The sequence below is a fragment of the Sphaerisporangium dianthi genome (assembly GCF_042654065.1).
GTDB lineage: Bacteria > Actinomycetota > Actinomycetes > Streptosporangiales > Streptosporangiaceae > Sphaerisporangium > Sphaerisporangium dianthi.
Genome location: NZ_JBHSFP010000027.1, coordinates 105,021 through 123,823, shown reverse-complemented (window position 1 = coordinate 123,823; position 18,803 = coordinate 105,021). Strand labels below are relative to the sequence as shown.

General features: G+C 71.9%; 15 protein-coding genes. 7 read left to right on the top strand and 8 right to left on the bottom strand.

What is annotated here, in order from left to right; translation table 11 throughout:
• Window positions 1-9: 9 nt before the first annotated feature.
• From ACFO60_RS30250 to ACFO60_RS30240, 3 genes are all read right to left on the bottom strand, one after another.
• On the bottom strand, window positions 10-801 hold the full coding sequence (locus ACFO60_RS30250) for a hypothetical protein (protein WP_380846939.1): 792 nt from the start codon (window positions 799-801) through the stop codon (window positions 10-12).
• 520 nt (window positions 802-1,321) lie between these two features.
• Window positions 1,322-1,816, bottom strand: coding sequence for a cupin domain-containing protein (locus ACFO60_RS30245; protein WP_380846936.1), 495 nt, complete (start codon window positions 1,814-1,816; stop codon window positions 1,322-1,324).
• Window positions 1,817-1,890: 74 nt separating this feature from the next.
• Entirely contained in the window at window positions 1,891-2,262 is a 372-nt protein-coding gene (locus ACFO60_RS30240) for a DUF4267 domain-containing protein (RefSeq protein ID WP_380846933.1), read from the bottom strand.
• 96 nt (window positions 2,263-2,358) lie between these two features.
• On the opposite strand from ACFO60_RS30240, the gene ACFO60_RS30235 reads away from it, so the two are divergent.
• A complete protein-coding gene (locus ACFO60_RS30235; RefSeq protein ID WP_380846930.1) occupies window positions 2,359-2,991 on the top strand; it encodes a TetR/AcrR family transcriptional regulator in 633 nt (210 codons plus the stop codon).
• 62 nt (window positions 2,992-3,053) lie between these two features.
• Here the strand turns inward: ACFO60_RS30235 and ACFO60_RS30230 are convergent, their stop codons facing one another.
• From ACFO60_RS30230 to ACFO60_RS30220, 3 genes are all read right to left on the bottom strand, one after another.
• Window positions 3,054-3,461 carry a pyridoxamine 5'-phosphate oxidase family protein gene (locus tag ACFO60_RS30230; RefSeq protein ID WP_380846927.1) on the bottom strand — a complete coding sequence of 136 codons (408 nt, stop codon included), beginning with the start codon at window positions 3,459-3,461 and terminating at the stop codon, window positions 3,054-3,056.
• Between the two features lie 263 nt (window positions 3,462-3,724).
• Complete coding sequence (locus ACFO60_RS30225; protein ID WP_380846924.1) at window positions 3,725-4,645, bottom strand: ROK family protein; 921 nt, start codon at window positions 4,643-4,645, stop codon at window positions 3,725-3,727.
• 116 nt (window positions 4,646-4,761) lie between these two features.
• A complete protein-coding gene (locus ACFO60_RS30220; protein WP_380846921.1) occupies window positions 4,762-6,072 on the bottom strand; it encodes an ROK family transcriptional regulator in 1,311 nt (436 codons plus the stop codon).
• Window positions 6,073-6,264: 192 nt separating this feature from the next.
• On the opposite strand from ACFO60_RS30220, the gene ACFO60_RS30215 reads away from it, so the two are divergent.
• From ACFO60_RS30215 to ACFO60_RS30195, 5 genes are all read left to right on the top strand, one after another.
• On the top strand, window positions 6,265-7,635 hold the full coding sequence (locus ACFO60_RS30215; protein WP_380846918.1) for an extracellular solute-binding protein: 1,371 nt from the start codon (window positions 6,265-6,267) through the stop codon (window positions 7,633-7,635).
• Window positions 7,632-8,561, top strand: a complete 930-nt coding sequence (locus ACFO60_RS30210; RefSeq protein ID WP_380846915.1) for a carbohydrate ABC transporter permease — start codon at window positions 7,632-7,634, stop codon at window positions 8,559-8,561. The genes ACFO60_RS30215 and ACFO60_RS30210 overlap by 4 nt, the downstream gene beginning before the upstream one ends.
• A gap of 76 nt (window positions 8,562-8,637) precedes the next feature.
• The gene (locus ACFO60_RS30205; RefSeq protein ID WP_380846912.1) at window positions 8,638-9,459 is read left to right on the top strand and encodes a carbohydrate ABC transporter permease; all 822 of its coding nucleotides are present in this window, start codon (window positions 8,638-8,640) and stop codon (window positions 9,457-9,459) included.
• A gap of 3 nt (window positions 9,460-9,462) precedes the next feature.
• On the top strand, window positions 9,463-13,743 hold the full coding sequence (locus tag ACFO60_RS30200) for a glycoside hydrolase family 38 N-terminal domain-containing protein (RefSeq protein WP_380846909.1): 4,281 nt from the start codon (window positions 9,463-9,465) through the stop codon (window positions 13,741-13,743).
• Window positions 13,740-14,531 carry a DUF7158 domain-containing protein gene (locus tag ACFO60_RS30195; RefSeq protein ID WP_380846906.1) on the top strand — a complete coding sequence of 264 codons (792 nt, stop codon included), beginning with the start codon at window positions 13,740-13,742 and terminating at the stop codon, window positions 14,529-14,531. Before ACFO60_RS30200 ends, ACFO60_RS30195 begins: the two co-directional genes overlap by 4 nt.
• Window positions 14,532-14,704: 173 nt before the next feature.
• Here the strand turns inward: ACFO60_RS30195 and ACFO60_RS30190 are convergent, their stop codons facing one another.
• On the bottom strand, window positions 14,705-15,358 hold the full coding sequence (locus tag ACFO60_RS30190; RefSeq protein ID WP_380846903.1) for a sulfotransferase family protein: 654 nt from the start codon (window positions 15,356-15,358) through the stop codon (window positions 14,705-14,707).
• Window positions 15,359-15,510: 152 nt separating this feature from the next.
• On the opposite strand from ACFO60_RS30190, the gene ACFO60_RS30185 reads away from it, so the two are divergent.
• A complete protein-coding gene (locus ACFO60_RS30185) occupies window positions 15,511-17,067 on the top strand; it encodes a gamma-glutamyltransferase family protein (protein WP_380846900.1) in 1,557 nt (518 codons plus the stop codon).
• Window positions 17,068-17,708: 641 nt separating this feature from the next.
• Here the strand turns inward: ACFO60_RS30185 and ACFO60_RS30180 are convergent.
• Entirely contained in the window at window positions 17,709-18,719 is a 1,011-nt protein-coding gene (locus ACFO60_RS30180; protein ID WP_380846897.1) for an aldo/keto reductase, read from the bottom strand.
• Between the last annotated feature and the right edge of the window lie 84 nt (window positions 18,720-18,803).

Below are 18,803 nucleotides of genomic sequence, written 5' to 3'. Positions count from 1 at the left end.
ACACTCCCTTCACACAAGCGCTCGGAGTCGGCTTGCTACGGCAGGCGCTCTGTACTCAAGGAACCAGCCGAGCGTGGCCAAAGCTTCGTCGGTCACTGGCCACGATGCTGGCACGGCGCACAGGATGTTGACGAGAGCATCACGATCAATTTTCTCAAGAGCTTCGGCGACCTCCTCGACCGCCTCCCCATCCAAGCCGGCCGGGCTGTCAGGCAACTCGTTGGGCTCATCAGCGGACAGCTGAAGGAACTTGCTGTCGATGCGCCCATCGTTGGGCGGTAGGTACAGGCCGTGATCGTGAGAGTAGATCGATTGGTCGTTGTCGACGTCGTGTAACCACTGGGCATCACTGCCCCAACACCAGTCATAGAGTGCGTAGACTCCGACGTGACGAACGCGATTGTCGTCCCGGTTCCGATAAGCGAGATTGTCACGCCGCTCGTCAGCATGCTGTAGGGCCTTACTGGCGTGTGCGATCCCTGGGACAAGGGGAAGGCCGCGGCGAATCTCGCCGCCTCTGAACTCCTCGGGTATAAGGATCAAGCTAGTGTCGCATACGGGCGCTCCGATAAGCTTTCCTGCTTGAGCGACGATGTATTCGACGGCGAGCGACCCTCTTGCCCAGTCCCTGCTGCAGGATTCCAGAGTCTTGACGAAGTACCCGTTACGGTCATTGGCGACAACTCGGAAAGGGCTGGCCCAGCTTCGGCTGCCTGGGGCAACCATGGCCACCAGCTGGAGGCCGTCGTAGTCGTTGGTGCGCTCGCTGACCAGGCCGTGCCAGTCAGCAAGCTCGACCAAGGCCGCCTCCGTTTGTCTGTCTCCCATTCACCGTCGCAGCATAAGCCGATCATGTGCAATCCAGAAGGTGAATTTACCAAATCGGCTGCGACGATCTGTCCACCGTCTCTCGAGAGATTCAGGCTGACGAGGAATTGTGTGAATTGCATACCGCAACACGCCTGTGTGACCGTTTTGGTCGGTATAGGTATTTTGTGGCAACGGGTGGCCGCTCGTTCATTGCGGCTGGAGGTTCAGTAGAGGGATCATGTCGATTGAGGAGGACGTCTACCTCAATCTCGGAGATAACCCGAGCGCTACATTTCGCGCAAGCGGTATTCGTGCGGATTGTCCAGGAGTGGTTGACTCCGCTCGCTCGTGCCCTTTGCTCTGTAGCGCGTCCGATTTGTACAAGACATGCGTCCTCTTGCTGACACATGTAGCACACGCGCTTAGCGGCAGTGAGCTGTGCGGTCCGGCACGGTGGGCCTCCGGTCACACCTGTGCTGCGCCTCTGGCCGGTGATCGGGCCTGGGGTGGTTCAGGAGCGGGCGTTGTTCCAGGAGGTGCTGGTGAGGAAGTGGGTGTCGTAGAGCTCTTGGACGTCGAGGAGGCTCTCGGGCGGCACCTTGCCGTAGGCGATGCGCTCCAGGTGGCGGAAGTACTCGAACCGGTCGACGCCCGGCGTGATGACGATGAGGATGTCGGCATCCTCGCCCGGTGCGGCGGCGAAGGCGTGTGCGAGACCGGGCGGCACGATCACCAGGTCGCCGCGTTCGGCGGTCACGACCTGCTCGCCGGACAGCAGTTGGGCGGTGCCGCCGAGCATGTAGAACAGCTCGGCCGAGCCGGTGTGGCGGTGCGGCGCGGCGCCGTTCGCGCCGCTGGTCAGGGTGACCCGCTGCGTGGACAGGGCGCCGCCGGTCGAACCGCTGTCGGCGAGCAGGCGCACGGTGGTCGGCGATTGGCCGATCACTTCGGCATCCGCGGAGCGGACGATCACGGATTGGTCGAACGTCGACAGGAACGACGACATGGGTGACTCCTTGCGTGGGTGATGAGGGTCGTGCAGGGGGTGCGGGTGTCAGGTGGCGGATGGGTGCGGTGGTGTCAGACGGCGAACAGGAGGGCGGCGCTGATCAGGACGACCACGGCCGTGGCGAAGTGGATGCCGAAGGCGACCGCCTTGGTGCCGCCGTGGCGCAGGACGAGAAAGGTGTCGCCGAGCGGGGCCAGGGCGACGACGAGCATGAACCAGGCCTCGGCGTGGGCGCCCGCGAAGGCGAGCAGGGCGAGGCCGAGGATGCCGTAGCTGAGGTCGCGCACGCCCTTGACGCTCAAATAGGCGGCGTCTCCGTCCTTCTTGGCGGGGACGCCGTAGCCGGCGGCCGCCGCGTGGGGCGCCAGGAGGAACCGCAGGCCGATGAAGACGACGAAGAGGTCGAGCAGGATGGCCAGTCCGTAGGCGGACGTCGTGAGCATGGTCTTTCCTCTCGCTAGTTGTGCTAGCAGCGCTAGCTGCAAGAGTGAAACTAACATAACGTCGACAGGAACGCTAGCGGCGCTAGAATGACGGTCATGTCCATCCAGACGCGCCGGGAGCGCGAGCGAGCAGAGCGGGAACGGCTGATCGTCACGGCCGCGCGAGAGCTGGCGGAATCAGAAGGCTGGGACGCGGTGACCACGCGGCGGCTGGCCGAGGAGATCGAGTACAGCCAGCCGGTCCTCTACAGCCACTTCAAGGGCAAGGACGCCATCATGGCGGCGGTCGCGGTGGAGGGCTTCGCCGACATCGCCGCCGAGCTGCGCGCGGCGCGCACGTCGGCGGCCGGTACGCGCCAGGCCCTGGCCGACGTCGGCGCGGCGTACACCGAGTTCGCCGCGCAGCGTCCCGCGCTGTACGACGCGATGTTCACCCATCCCGTCGACCTGCCGTTCGCCACCTCCGAGGCGCCGCCCGCACTGCAGGAGGCATTCGGCGAACTGCGCGAGGCCATGCGGCCGCTGGCGGGAGACGACGACCTGGAGACGCTCACCGAGACCTTCTGGAGCGGGCTGCACGGACTCGTCACACTGATGCGCAGCGGCAGGCTACGGCGCGAGGGCCGCGAACGGCGGCTGACGCTGTTGCTGGACCGCTTCGCGCGCCATCCCGCCGGCCACACGGCCCGCGGGCCCGGCGACGCCGGGCATCAGGGGGCGCCGATGTAGGCCGGGCGTCTGGGGTCGCCGATGCACTGGGGGCGACCCTGCCGGGAGGTGATCCACCCCTGTCAGGGGGCGATGCGGCGTCCGGCGATGTTCTCGGGACGCAGGACGATGAACTGGTCCTTGCCTTCGGGGACCCAGGGGGTCAGGGGGAGGAGGGCCAGCCGCTCGATCTCGTGGCCGTCGAGGACGACGTGGGCGTGGCCGACCATCGTGACCGACCACCCGGCCCGCATCCGCGCGTCGAACTGGTCCACCTCGAAGGCGACGACCGTGTTGCGCACGGCCGAGGCCAGCCGCGACGCGGCGGCGGTCCTGATCACCACGGTGCCGCGGTCCAGCACGAAGTTGACCGGCTGGACCGCCGGGAGCGCCCGGTCGGTGAACACGATGCGGCCCACCGGCACGGAGGCGAGAAGCGCGAGGCATTCCTCGTGCGTCAGCACCTGCAATCCCGCCGAGTCCGTCTTCATGCGTACAGCGTGCCTGCCGAGGCGGGCGCCGTTCAGGGCCGAAGGTCCCGTCGTTTCCGGCGATCGCCCCACAGGGAGATGAGGGCGGTCCTCTCGGCCGGCGCGACCCAGGCCCTGGTCAGACCGGGTGCCGACGATTGCGGGCGGTCCGCGGGAGGCGGTGAGGACCATGCGGACGGCGCCCGGTCCGCCCTCTTCGTGTGGTGGGGGGCGCGTCTGGGAGGGTGGGTGGTGGGGCCTGGCCGGGCGGCCCGGCCCCACCGTCAGGTGGTTCGGGCGGTGGACAGCAGGGCCATGCGGGCGGCGCCCACCAGGCCGGCGTCGCGGCCCAGGGCGGCGGGGTCGACGTGGAGGCGGCGGACGAACTCAAGGCTCGTACGCTCGGCGACCGCCCGGCGCAGCGGGGCGAACAGCACCTCGCCGGCCGCGGCGACGCCGCCGCCGACGACCACCTGATCCAGGTCGCACACCGCGGCCACCGCGATGATCGCCATGGCGAGCGCGTCCGCCCCCCGGTCGAAGGCGGCCAGGGCCACCGGCTCGCCCTCGGCCGCCGCGTGCGCGAGTTCCCGCGCGTCGGCGCCGCGCCACCCCTGCCGCGTGGCCCAGCGGACCATCGACGGGCCGCTCGCGATCGTCTCGACACAGCCGGCCGAGCCGCACGGGCAGGCGGCTCCGCCGGGGTCCACCACGATGTGGCCGATGTGCCCGGCGTTGCCGGTGGGCCCGGTGTACGGGGTTCCGTTCAGCACGAGGCCGCCGCCGATGCCGGTGGAGACGACGATGCCGAGCATGGACCCGGCCGCGCGGCCCGCGCCGCGCCAGTGCTCGCCCGCCGCCGCCGCGACGGCGTCGCCGAACAGGTGGCACGGCGCTCCGGGCACGGCGTCGGCCACCCGGGCGAGCAGCGGGAAGTGCCGCCAGGCGGGGATGTTCACCGGGCTCACCGTGCCCGCCTGCGGGTCGAGCGGCCCGGCGGAGGCCACGCCGACGGCCAGGGGCGGGATCTCGCCCGCGACGTCGCGGAGCAGCCCGACCAGGGCGTCGCTCACCACGCCGGGTTGACCCGGGGGCGCGGCGGGCGTCGGCACCTCGCCCCTGCGCAGCACCGTCCCGTCCTTGGCGACCAGGGCCGCGGCCAGCTTGGTGCCGCCGATGTCGGCGGCCAGCACGTACGAACTCATGGGCTCCTCGTCGCTCGGGAGTTTCGGGGATCGGCGCCCTGGTGCGGGCGCGGTACGCGGGAGGCCGGCGCCGGTGGGGTGAGCGGCCCGCGCGGTGGCGTCAGGTGATGAGTTTGTCACGAGGTGAGCAGCGCGCCGAGTCGAGGGGCGTAGGTGGCGTGGAAGACCAGCGAGGCGGCGCCGATCGCCGCGGCGTCGGCGGCGATGGGGGAGGTGACCACCTCCACCTGGTGGAGGCGGCGGGCCAGCGGGCGGGTGGCCACGGCCTCCGCGATGACCTCGTGGTAGATGTGCCCGACGTCGTGCATGGCGGGCCCGCCCAGCACGAGCAGGTCGATGTCCAGGACGTTGACGATGCTCACGGCGGCGGCGGCGAGCCGGTCGGCGACCTCGCGGATGACGGACAGGGCGAGCGGGTCGCCATCCGCCGCGGCCGCGCAGATGGCGGCGTGATCTGGCGAGCCCGAGCCCGGAGCGACTGAGCCCGGAGCGGCTGAGCGTGGGGCGCCCGAACCCGGGGCGCCCGAGCCCGGAGCGGCTGAGCGTGGGGTGGTGGGGGGCGGGGGGGTGAGAGTGCTTTTCTCGCCGCGGGCGAGACGGTCGCGCACGGTCGCCTCGATGGCGCTCGGGCAGCACAGCGCCTCGATGCAGCCGCGGTTGCCGCAGTAGCAGTCGGGCCCGTCGGGCATCACGGTGATGTGGCCGAACTCGGCGGCGTTGAGCGAGCGGCCGCGGTAGATCTGGTTGTCCAAAAACAGGCCGCCGCCGATGCCGGTGCCCAGGTACAGGTAGGCGAAGCTGGCCGTCGAACGGGCCGAGCCGGCCCAGCGCTCGCCGATGGCCGCGGCGGCGGCGTCGTTGTCGAAGGTCACCGGGAAGCCGGTGTGCTCCTCCAGCAGCCGCTTGATCGGCACGTGGTCCCACCCGGCCAGGCGGGGCGGGAAGTTCATCACGCCGTCGGCGTCCAGCGGGCCGGGGCACGCGAGGCCGATGCCGAGGACCTTGTCGTCGGGCACGCCCGCGCGGCTCAGCATGTGGCGGGCCGTGCGGGCCATCTGGCGGATGACGGTGTCGGGCGCCAGGCCGGGACGCACGGCGTCGCGCAGCATGGTCACCGGCTGCCCCGCGAGGTCGGCCAGGACGTAGGAGAGCTCGCCGGGGTCGAAGTGGATGCCGACGGCGTACCCGGCGGCGGGGTCGACGCGCAGGATGGTGCGCGGCTTTCCGCCGCTGGAGGGTAACGAGCCGTCCTCGACGACCAGCCCGTCCTCCAGCAGCCTGCGGACGATGACGGAGACGGTCTGCGGGGTGAGGCCGCTGCGCTCGGCGATCTGGACGCGGCTGATGCCGTCGGAGACCTGGATCGCCTCCAGGACGACGGCGCGGTTGTAGCTGCCTACCTTCGGCAGGTTGGTGCCCATCTGCATGCGCGGCTCCCGGCGTCCTGGATCTCTTCGGGCAATATCGCACAGACCGTTGACTTAGTAAATCAAAAAGATTTAACTACTCGTCACCCAAGGAAACACGGCCGAAACGACTTGTCGGCCGGCCGCTCCTGGCGCGGGATCGGGGCCCCGCGTCGTGCCCTCATGGCGGCCGCAGGCCGGAGAAGGAGTCCGATGAGACGAGCGATGGTTGCCTCGGTGCTGGCGGTCGCGGTTGCCGCCACCGTCGGCGCATGTGGTGGAGAAAGTCCTGAACAGGGCGCCAACGGGGCCAAGGAGATCGAGGTCCTGTACAAGGTGGAGCCGAGCTGGCCCCACCTGGAGAAGATGCTCAAGCAGGCCAAGACGCAGTACGAGGCCGCGCACAAGGGCGTGACCATCAAGCTGACCGCGGTGCAGGGCGGCAACGAGGTCTACTACACCAAGCTCGCGCTACTCAACCGCTCGGCCGACTCGGCGCCCGACGTGTACCTCCACGACACCTTCCAGGTGAACGCCGACGTCGCCGCCGGCAAGCTCGCCCCCCTCGACGACCACCTGAAGGCGTGGCCCGACTGGAGCGCGCAGTACTCCGAGGCGGTCCAGCAGGCCGCCAAGGGCCCCGACGGCAAGATCTACGGCGTTCCGATCAGCACCGACACCCGAGGTCTCTGGTACAACAAGGACGTCTTCGCCAAGGCGGGCGTCACCGTGCCCTGGGAGCCGAAGACCTGGGCCGACGTGCTGGCCGCCGCCCGCGCCATCAAGCAGAAGGCCCCCGGCGTCATCCCCTTCAACATGTACTCGACCAAGCCCCTCGGCGAGGCCGCCACCATGCAGGGCTTCGAGATGCTCCTGTACGGCACCCCCGGCGGCACCCTGTACGACGACACGCAGAAGAAGTGGGTCGCCACCGGCAAGGGCATCACCGACTCGCTCGGCTTCATCAACACCATCTACCGGGAGGGACTCGGGCCCAAGGCGGCCGACGCCTTCAACCCCAAGCTGGGGGAGAAGGTCGGGCTCGACTGGTTCCCGTCCGGGAAGCTCGGCATCGGCCTCGACGGCGCGTGGGTGGCCGCCTCGTGGAAGCCCACCAGCACCAAGCCGTGGCCGCAGTGGACCGAGAAGATGGGCTGGACGAAGATGCCGACCCAGAACGGGGAGGACCCCGGCGCGGTCAGCATGTCCGGCGGCTGGGTGATGGCCATGAGCTCGTACGCCAAGAACAAGAAGGAGGCGTTCGACTTCATCGCCACGGCCACCAACAAGGAGAACACGCTCACCTACTCGGTCGGCACCGGCGACCTCACTCCCCGCAAGGACGTCGCCGCCGACCCGGCCTACACCGCGGACAACCCTTCGGTGAAGTTCTGGACCGACCTGGCCTCGGTCACCCACTACCGGCCCGCCTACGAGGTGTACCCGAAGGTGTCGGCCGAGGTGCAGAAGGCGATGGAGGCCATGACCACCGGCTCCAAGACCCCCGAGGCCGCGGCCAAGGAGTACGCCGACGCGCTGCCCGGCGTCGTCGGCGGGCCGGACAAGGTGCTCTCCGGCTCATGACCACCGCCACCGTGACCTCGCCACGGCCGGCCGGCTCCCTCGGCAAGGGGGAGCCGGACCGGCCGGCCGGCCGGACCCTGCGCCGGATGCTGCCTCTGCTGCCCGCGCTGGTCCTGCTGGTGGTCTTCATGGCCGGGCCCATCCTGTGGAGCGTCTACATCGCCTTCACCAACGAGACGCTGACCGGCGCCGCGTCGGTGAACTCGCGGTTCGTCGGCTTCGCCAACTTCGCCAAGATGTTCGGCGACGAGGACTTCCGCAACTCGTTCCTGCTCACGTTCGTGTTCGTGATCGGCTCGGCCGTCATCGGGCAGAACACCCTCGGCCTGATCATCGCGCTGCTCCAGCGGGGGCGCGGCCGGGCCGTCCGGAGCGTGGTGAACGGCGTGGTGATCGCCGCCTGGGTGGTGCCCGAGGTGGTCGCGGCGGCGTGCTGGTTCTCCTTCCTGTCCGAGGAGGGCACGCTGAACGAGGTGCTCGGCGCGCTCGGGCTCTCGCAGGACTGGCTGTACTCCGCTCCGATGATCGCCATCATCCTGGCGAACGTCTGGCGCGGCACGGCCTTCTCGATGCTCGTCTACTCGGCGGCGCTGTCGGACGTGCCCGGCGACCTGCTGGAGGCCGCCGCGGTGGACGGGGCGAGCAACTGGCGCAGGCTCGTGCACATCACCCTCCCGCTGATCCGCCGCTCGATCATGTCCAACCTCATGCTCATCACGCTCCAGACCCTGGCGAGCTTCGGCCTGATCTACGCGCTCACCGGCGGCGGTCCCGGCACGGCCAGCCAGACCACGCCGCTGTACATGTACGAGCAGGCCTTCCGCTACTTCGAGATCGGATACGGCAGTGCGATGGCCCTGGTGATGCTCTTCGTCGGCGCGGTGTTCTCCCTTGTGTACCTGCGCATGATCAAGGCCGACGCGTGATGGCCGCCCGCGCCGCGCGCGCCGTCCCGGCCGATCGCCCCACGTGCGGACGCCCGCCCGCCGGACAGGAGCGCCCATGACCCGCGTCGCCGCCCGGACGGCGGCGCTGGTGTCGCTCGCCGTGATCACCCTCGCCTTCGTCGGCCCGTTCCTGTGGGTGGTGCTCGCCTCGATCCAGCCGGAGGCGAACCTCACCGCCAAGCCGAGTCTCGACTTCTCGCTGCGCAACTTCGGCGCCGTGCTGAACTGGGAGACCGTCTACCGGCCGGTCCTCAACTCGATCGTCATCTCCGGCGCCACGGCGCTGCTCACCGTGGTGGTCTCCGGCCTGGCCGCCTATCCGCTGTCCCGGTACAAGCTGCGCTTCAAGCGGCACTTCATGCTGACGCTGCTGTTCACGACCGGCCTGCCGGTGACGGCGATCATGGTCCCGGTGTACAGCATGTTCTTCCGGTTCAACCTGTACGGGTCGGTCCCGGCTATGGTGCTGTTCCTGACGGCGAGCTCGCTGCCGTTCTCCATCTGGATGATGAAGAACTTCATGGACGGCGTGCCGATCAGCCTGGAGGAGGCCGCCTGGGTCGACGGGGCCGGCTGGGTGCAGTCGCTGGTCCGCGTCGTCGGGCCGCTCATGGCGCCCGGCGTCGCCGTTGTGGCGATCTTCGTCTTCGTCGGCCAGTGGGGGAACTTCTTCGTCCCCTTCGTGCTGCTGGACACCCCGGAGAAGCAGCCGGCGGCCGTCACGATCTACACCTTCTTCTCGCAGTACGGCCAGGTCGCCTACGGGGAGCTGGCCGCCTTCTCGATCATCTACACCGCCCCGGCCGTCGTGCTGTACGTCGCCGTGAACAAGTATCTCGCCGGCTCCTTCAGCTTCGCCGGATCAGTGAAGGGTTGACCCTTGCGTATCACCAGCGTCGAATCCACCGAGCTCTTCGTCGAGGCGGGGCAGGTCGTCCGCGTCCACGTCGACGGACCGCCGGGTGAGATCGAGGTCCGCGTCACCGGCCCCGGCGTGACCGGCGCCGCCCGGACGACCGCCCGTCCGGCCGAGGTCGCGGTGTCCGCCGGCGACGCGCCCGGCACGCGCGTCCCCATCGAGGTGACGGTCTCCCGCCCGGCCGGCGACGTGCCTGGCGTGGACACGCCTGGCGTGGACGAACCGGCCCGTGACGTGCCAGGGGCGGCCGGGCAGGGCGGGGACGCCGTCGCGGCCGGCGAGCTGGTGGTGGCCGAGCCGGGCTGGACGGTGTGGATGGTGCCGCACTTCCACTACGACCCCGTCTGGTGGAACACCCAGGCCGCCTACACCACCACCTGGGACGACGCGGGCCCGGTCTCCCAGGAGTTCCGGTGGGACGGGCAGAAGGCCGGGTTCGACCTGATGCGCGAGCACCTGGACACCGCGCGCCGCGACCCCGACTACAAGTTCGTGCTCGCCGAGGTCGACTACCTCAAGCCCTACTGGGACGCCCACCCCGAGGACCGCGACCACCTGCGCCGGCTGCTCGCCGAGGGCCGCGTCGAGCTGATGGGCGGCACCTACAACGAGCCCAACACCAACCTCACCTCGGCCGAGTCGACCATCCGCAACATCGTCCACGGAGTCGGGTTCCAGCGCGACGTCATGGGAGGCGACCCGGCCACCGCCTGGCAGCTCGACGTGTTCGGCCACGACCCGCAGTTCCCCGGGCTGATCGCCGAGGCGGGGCTCACCTCCAGCTCCTGGGCCCGCGGCCCGTACCACCAGTGGGGGCCGATGCTCACCGGCCGCGACCGCGAGGCCGACGGCTGGGGCGACCCGGACACCATGCAGTTCCCCGCCGAGTTCGAGTGGCTGTCGCCGTCGGGCAAGGGCGTCCTCACCCACTACATGCCCGCCCACTACAGCGCCGGCTGGTGGATGGACTCCTCCGCCGACCTGGCCACCGCGGAAGAGGCCGTCTACGAGCTGTTCGTCCGGCTGAAGAAGGTCGCGGCCACCCGCAACCTGCTGCTGCCCATCGGCAGCGACTACACCCCGCCGAACAAGTGGGTCACCGAGATCCACCGCGACTGGAACGCCCGATACATCTCGCCGAAATTCGTCGTCGGGCTGCCCAAGGAGTTCTTCGCCGCGGTGCGCTCCTCGCTCACCGAGGCCTCGCCGCAGACCCGGGACATGAACCCGATCTACACCGGCAAGGACGTCTCCTTCATCGACACCAAGCAGGCGCAGCGGTCCGCCGAGTCGCTGGTCTCCGACGCCGAGAAGTTCGCCACCCTCGCCGCCGCGGCCACCGGCGCCCGCTACCCGCACGCCGCCCTGGACAAGGCGTGGCGGCAGCTCGTCTTCGGCGCCCACCACGACGCGATCACCGGCTCGGAGTCCGACCAGGTGTACCTGGACCTGCTCACCGGCTGGCGCGAGGCCCACGACCTCGGCCGCGACGTGCTGGCCGCCTCGCTCGGCGAGCTCACCGCCCGCGTCGACACCCGCGGCGACGGCACCGCGGTGGTCGTGTGGAACCCCTCCTCGTGGGCGCGCACCGACCTGGTCCGCGTACGGCTCGCGCTGCCCGCGCCCGGCGCGCTCGGCGTGCGCGTCACCGACCCGCGGTCCGGTGAGCTGCCCGTGCTGCTCGAGAACCCCGAACACCACGAGGACGGCACCCTGCTGGCCGTGGACGTCGTCGTGCTCGCCCGCGACGTGCCCTCCATCGGCTGCCTCACCCTGCGGGCCGAGCCGGTCGCCGAGGCCGCGCCGACCGGCTGGACCGTCCGAGAGGGCAACGTCATCTCCACCGCCACCCACCTCGTCGAGGTGGACCCGGCGCGCGGCGGCTGCGTGTCGCGGTTCTACGACGTCGCCCGCGACCGCGAGCTGCTCCAGCCGGGCCGGGTCGGCAACGAGCTGGTCGTCCACGACGAGTACCCGGCGCACCCGGAGTTCCACGAAGGCCCCTGGCACCTGGTGCCCAAGGGCACCACCACCGGCTCGGCCGAGCGTCCCGCGACGTCGGTCACCGTCGACAGCTGCGCCCTCGCCGAGCGCGTCACCGTCACCGGCCGGGTCGGCCCCGCCGCCTACACCCAGGTGATCACGCTCTGGCACGGCCTCGACCGCGTCGACTGCGTCACCCACCTCGACGAGTGGGAGGGCGCCGACCAGCTCGTCCGGCTGCGCTGGCCCGCCCGCGTCCCCGGAGCGCTGCCCGTCAGCGAGGTCGGCGACGCCGTCGTCGGCCGCGGCTTCGGCCTGATCGACGTCGACTCCGGCGAGCACCCGTGGACGCTCGACAACCCCGCCGGCGCGTGGTTCGCGCTCTCCTCCACCGCCAGGGTCGCGCTGCGCGCCGAGGACGGCGCCCCGATCGGCGAGCGGGCGATCGGCATCGCCGAGATCATCGGAGGCGAGCCGCGCGAGCTGGCCGTGGCGCTCGTGCGCAAGGGCGTCACCGCCACCTGCTCAAGCGCCTCCGGGCCCCGGTACGGCGACCTCGCCGTCGACTCCAACCTGCCCGACGTGCGGGTCGCGATCGGCACGCCCGAGGAGAACCCGTTCGTCGCGCAGGTGCTGGAGGCGGCCGGACCGGCGTACGCCGAGCTGCTGCGCGAGCGCCTCGCCGCGAGCGGGCGGGCCCGCGTGTGGGTCCCGGCGGCCGAGCCGCTGGAGAAGGTGTGGGTGCCGAGCGCCGACCTCACAGGCCCGCGCGCGCTCCCGGTGCTCATCGTCGCGGGCGAGGGCGCCGCCGAGGAGCTGGCCGCCGACCTGGACGACGCGGTCATCGAGGTCGCCCAGCCCGCCGAGCTGGCCGCCCTCACCGAGCCGGCGCTGGACGACTACACCATCGGCGTGGTCAACCGCGGCATCCCCGGCTTCGCCGTCGACGCGAGCGGCGCCCTTCACCTGTCGCTGCTGCGCTCGTGCACCGGCTGGCCGTCCGGCGTGTGGATCGACCCGCCGCGCCGCACGACCCCCGACGGGTCGGGCTTCCAGCTGCAGCACTGGACGCACTCCTTCGAGTACTCGCTGGTCACCGGCGCGGGGGACTGGCGTCAGGCCGGGCTGGTGTGCCAGGGCCACGACGTCAACCACCCGCTCGCCGCCGTGCTCGCGCCCGCGCACGACGGCGAACTGCCCGCCGCGGCGTCCCTGCTGTCGGTCGAGCCGGCGGGCAAGGTCGTGCTCGCGGCGCTGAAGGCGGCCGGCAACCCGCTCGCCTCCGGCCGCCCGGCCGGCGGGCAGATCGAGGGCGTCACCCTGCGGCTGTACGAGGCGGCGGGGGAGCACGTCACCGCGGGCGTCCACACCACCGTGCCCCTGGGCGGCGTCCACCGCGCCGACCTCCTCGAACGCCCGCTCACCCCGCTGTCCGCCGCCTCGTTCCCCCTCACCCCCATGGAGATCGCCACCCTGACCGCGTCCCTCGCCGCCGACGGCACGGCCGACGGCGCCGCCGAAGCCCCGGGGGCCGGGCTCGGGCCGGAGGGCGAGCCGTACCAGCCCGTCTACTCCCGCTACTGGCTGAACAACACCGGCCCGGCGCCGATCGGCAACGTGCCCGTGGCCGTCCACCTCACCCAGCCGGGCGTGCCCGTGTCCGGGCCCGTCGAGCTGGAGGTGTCGGTCGCCTCCGGGCTGACCGAGGGGGAGGCGACCGGCGTCGTCACGCTCATCGCCCCCGACGGCTGGACCTGCGAGCCGGCCGCCCGCCCGTACGCGCTGCCGCCCGGCGGTCACGCGGCCTTCCCGGTCACGGTGACGCCCCCGGGCGGCGCCGAACCCGGCGAGTACTGGCTGCGCGCCCGCCTGGCCCACGGCGGCCAGGAGTACGAGGACGTCACCCGGCTGCGCGTCGGCGACGGCCAGGACGCCGGCCTGGAGGTGGTGGTCGAGACCCCCGCCGTCCGGCTCGTCCCCGGCGGTCCCGCCGCCCGCGGCACGGTCGAGGTGCTCCTGCGCTCCCCGGCGCGCACGGAGGTGTCCGTCCAGGCCCAGCTCATCAGCCCCTGGCACACGTTCGAGCTCGTGCCCGGGTGGAACACCGGCGTGGACGTCCCCGCACGGGGAGAGGCCCGGCTCCGCTTCGACGTCCAGGCCCCCGCCGGCGCCCGGCCAGGCCACTGGTGGGCCGTCGTCAAACTCGCCTCCGCCGGCCGCCTGCACTACACCGAGGCCATCCGGATCGAGGTCGGGTGACGGTGGGCAGCGTCATGACCTCCGCGGCGGCCGTCGCCGCGGAGGTGGGGGAACAGGTCATCCCGGTCGCGCACGTCGACGCGCGCGAGGCGGAGCTGCGCGCGGGGCCGCTGGCCTCCCGCCTGCCGCGCCCGCACAGCGCCGAGGGACGCAACCTGCGCCGGTGGCTGGTCCAGGTGCTGGTGACCGAGGCCCTCGTCGAGCAGGAGTCCGCCGCCCTCGGCATCGAAGGCCCCGGCGACGCCCCGCGCCCCGCGCCCGCGCTGACGCTGTCGGCCGCGCTGCGCACCGGTGGCGTCATCGCGGCCGTGTCGGCCGCGATGCCGCAGGCCAGGGCGCTGCGCGAGGCGGTCACCGCCGGCTTCCAGGTGCCGGAGGAGGCCGTGCGCGCCTACTACGACCGCAACCTCGACCGCTTCACCCGTCCGGAGACCCGCCACGTCAGCCGGATCGACGGCGAGCGCGTGTCGTCGTTCGGGCCGGTGCGGCGGGGCGAGCTGACCGGCCCGCTGGAAGGGGCCGTCTTCGCGGCGGAGGAGGGCGAGACCGTCGGCCCCGTCGAAGGGCCGGGCGGGCCGTGGACCCTCCGGGTCGACCGCGTCGAGCCGGGCGGCCGGCGACCGTACGAGGCGGTGCGGGCCGGCATCACGGCCGAGTTGACCGCCGTCGCGGTCGAGCAGGCCTTCGCCGGGTGGCTGGAGCGGCGGTATGTCGAGAAGGTGCGGCTGCACCCCGGCTACGAGCACCCCGCCGACCCGCGCCACCCCGACGCCACCCACCACCACTGACCCATGGCCCTCCGCCGCCGCCGATCGGCCCGCCGCCGCGCGGGCAAGGGCCGGTCAGCGGCGGCGGATCGGTCGCGGCGCGCCGTCGGGCACGCCGTGAAGGCGGCCCGGTCAGCGGCGGCGGGCCGGACAGGCCAGGACGACGGATCGTTCACGACGGGACGACGGATCGTTCAGGACGGCGCCGGATCGTTCAGGACGGTGGAGCGGAAGTCCTCGCGGGCGTTGGAACGCGGGAACGGCAGTCCGGGCACCGGGACGCCGAGGAACGCGCAGAGCGGCTCCCAGCCCTGCGCCACGTGGAAGTCGAGCAGGCGTTCGGCGGGCACCGTGCGCCGGACGTCCTCGTTGTGCCGCTCGTAACACCCGATGACGTGGTCGCGGCCGTCGATGCGCCCGCCGAAGGACCGGCCGATCAGGCCGGCCTCCCGGAAGTCGGCGAGTTCCTCGGCCGCCTCGAACGCGCGGAACCGATCGGCCGTCTCGGGGAAGCGCCCGTTGATGGCCGCGAACACGGTGGAGCGCATCGACTCGTACCACTCGGCGGCGTCCCTGGTGGTGAGGATCACCTTGGCCTCCGGATACGCCTCGGCGAGCTCGCGCCAGAACACCACCCCCGGCCAGTCGGTGGTGGCCGCGTACCCCGTGAGCGGCACGCGCCAGGCCCCCGGCCGGCCGCGCGCCGCCGCGGCCCAGTGACGCAGGTGCTCAGGATGGGCGAACACCTCGGTGAAGTGGTAACACGGCCCGAAACCGAGCGCGCACAGCGCCGTTCTGAGCGTCATTGTGCCCGTCCGGCCGAAGCCGGCGCCGATGACTCGCAACATGGAAACCCCCAGGCCACGACATCAGAGCCAGGAGTCTTCCGGCAAGCCGACCGTGCCGGTCATAGCATGTCTTGGACGAAAGGTGATGATATGGCGGCTTCTTCGGGGACGCCGGACCGGATCACGCATTCGGCCGGCCGTACGGTTCCGGCATGATGCCCACGCGCTTCGCGACGTCTGGGATGGTCTGCACCATCGACCACCTGGCCTCCGGGGCGGGTCTGGCCATGCTCGACCGGGGCGGCACCGCGGTGGACGCGGCGATCGCGGCCAACGCCGTGCTGGCCGTCACCGCCCCCCACAACTGCGGCCTCGGCGGCGACCTGTTCGCCCTCGTCCACGACGGCGAGGGCACGCCGAAGGCGCTGAACGCCTCCGGCCGCTCCGGGTCGGGAGCCGACCCCGGCCGCCTGCGCGCCGAGGGACACGAGCGGATGCCCTTCCAGCACGACATCCGGTCGGTCACGGTGCCCGGATGCGCCGACGGATGGCTGGCCCTGCACGCGAGGTACGGGCGACTGCCGTTCGGCGACCTGCTCGCCCCCGCCGTCCGGTACGCCGAGGAGGGCTTCCCCGCGGCCCCGGGGCTCGCTCCGGCGGCCGGCGTGCTGCCCGGGGTCGGCGGCCCGCTGGAGCTCGGCGCCCTGGTCCGGCGGCCCGGCGTCGCCCGCGCGCTGCGGGCGCTCGCGGCCGAGGGACGTGACGGCTTCTACCTGGGCGAGTTCGGTGAGGGCCTTCTCGCCCTCGGCCGCGACCGCTCCGCGGGCGGCTCGGCCACGGGGGAGTACGACGAGTCCGACCTGGCCCGCGTGAACGCCGACTGGGTGGAACCGCTCCGCGCCCGCGCCTTCGGGCACGACGTGTGGACGATCCCGCCGAACTCGCAGGGCTACCTGGTGCTACTGGCCCTCGCCATCGCCGACGGGCTGGACCTGCCCGCCGACCCGGCCGACCCGCTGTGGGCCCACCTGCTCACCGAGGCGGCCAGAGCCGCCGGCCACGACCGCCTGGAGGTGCTGTTCGACGGCGCCTCGGTGGACGCCGTGCTCGCCTCCGCCGACGAACGCCGCGCGGGCGTCGACCCCGAACGCCGGGCCCGGCTGCGCGACCTCGTCGCGCCGGGCGACACCACCTACCTGTGCGCCGTGGACGACGGCGGCATGGGCGTCTCGCTCATCCAGTCGAACGCCGCCGGCTTCGGCAGCATGCTCTTCGAGCCGGCGACCGGGATCAACCTGCACAACCGGGGCTTCGGCTTCTCGCTGGCCGCCGGCCATCCGGCGGAGTACGGGCCGGGACGCCGCCCGCCGCACACGCTCGCCCCCGTCCTGGTCACCCGGCCGGACGGGGCGCTGCGCACGGTCACCGGGACGATGGGCGGCGACTCCCAGCCACAGATCATGCTGCAGGTGCTGGCCCGCCTGCTGGTCGCGGGCCAGTCTCCGGGGGAGGCCATCGGCGCTCCCCGGTGGCGGCTCGGGCCGGGCGACACCGGCTTCGACGCCTGGAGCGAGCCCGACGAGGCGTCCGTGGACGTCGAGGAGGGCGGGCCCTGGTCGGACGGGCTGCGCGAACGCGGCCACGACGTCCGGTCGCTGCCCTACGGCGGGTCGTTCGGGCACGCCCACCTGATCGACGTGCGCCCGGACGGCGTGCTCGCCGGCGCCGCCGACCCCCGCGCCCTCATCTCCAGCGTCGCCGCCCGCTGACGCCCTGACCACGGTCGGGCACCGCCGGCGGAGTGGTCTGTACGACCCTCTTTCGCGCCGGCGGAGGTGGTGGTTCCACCCGTTGCCTCTACCGCCCACCTGAAGCCCCTGGGTGCCGGCGGCCGCTACCGGCCCCGTCGGCGACCGCGGCCGGTGCCGGCCTACCTCGGCACCGCGACCAGTGCCCGGTTTCGGGTGGGCGCGGCGATGGTGACCGGCGGCATGGGCAATGGGTGGGACCACCACCCCCGCTCTCGCTTCGCGTCGGCGTGCTCGCGCGAAGGAGGCTCACGCGCCACGTCCCTGGATGTGAGCCCGCGATCCTTCGGATTTTTTTCCCGGGACGGGAACAACGGTCTTGGGGGCGCGGTTCTATCAACCGTGACCGGTGTGTCCGGTGTCCCCGGGCCTCACCTATTGCCTTCGCGGAATACCGTTCGGCTGGAGCCGCGTTGAGCCTTTCGCCGAGAGGCGACCCGCACACCGGTTCGCACTCGTGAGAAGACCCCGCCAGGTTCGCCTGGCGGGGTCTTCTTCGTCTCCGGCGGCCTCGCCCGGGCCGGGGCCATGCCCCTCCGCGAGGCCCTGGGCCAAGGCCATGCCCCTCCGCGAGGCCCGGGCCGGGCCTCGCGCGGAGGTGCTCAGGACGCGTTCTTCGGCGTCTCGCTGTCGAGGTGGTGCATCTGGGGCGCGGCGTACCGGTCGCCGGCGGCTGCTCCCGCGGGGACGGCCCGCTCGATCTCCGCCAGGTCGCCGGCGGTCAGCGCGAGCTCGGCGGCGGCCAGCGACTCGGTCAGGCGGTCGCGGCGGCGGGCTCCGACGAGCGGGACGATGTCCTCCCCCTGGGCGGCGACCCAGGCCACGGCGAGCTGCGCGACGGTGGCCCCCTTGGCCTCGGCGATGCGGCGCAGGGCCTCCACCAGGTCGAGGTTGCGCTGGAGGTTGTCCGCCTGGAAGCGCGGGCTCATGCCGCGGAAGTCGCCCGCCGCCAGTTGACGCTCGGGCCGCCAGTGCCCGCTGAGCAGGCCCCGGGAGAGCACGCCGTAGGCGGTTATACCGATGCCGAGTTTGCGGGCGGTGGGCAGGATGTCCTCTTCGATGCCCCGGGACAGCAGCGAGTACTCGATCTGCAGGTCCGCGATCGGGTGCACGGCGTGGGCGCGCCGCAGGGTCTCGGCGCCGACCTCGGACAGGCCGATGTGCCGGACGTGCCCGGCCTGGACCATCTCGGCGATGGCGCCGACGGTGTCCTCGATGGGGACCTGCGGGTCCAGCCGGGCGGGACGGTAGACGTCCACGTGGTCGGTGCCGAGGCGGCGCAGCGTGTAGGCCAGGAAGTTCTTGACGGCGGCGGGCCGGCCGTCGTTGCCGACCCAGCCGCCGTCGGGGTCGCGCATGGCGCCGAACTTCACGCTGATGACGACCCGCTCGCGGTCACGCCCTTTGAGCGCGTCGCGCAGCAGCATCTCGTTGTGGCCCATGCCGTAGAAGTCGCCGGTGTCCATCAGGGTGACGCCGGCGTCGAGGGCCGCGTGGACGGTCGCGATCGACTCGGCCTCGTCGGCCGGTCCGTACAGGTCGGACATGCCCATCAGGCCGAGACCCAGCTCGGACACGGCCGGCCCGGTGGTGCCAAGGGTGCGGGTGCGCATGGCGTTCGTCCAATCTTTTCTGCGTGATGGCGTTGCTAACAAGTGAAAGGTATCACCGCTACCTTAACGGCGCTACCCCACATC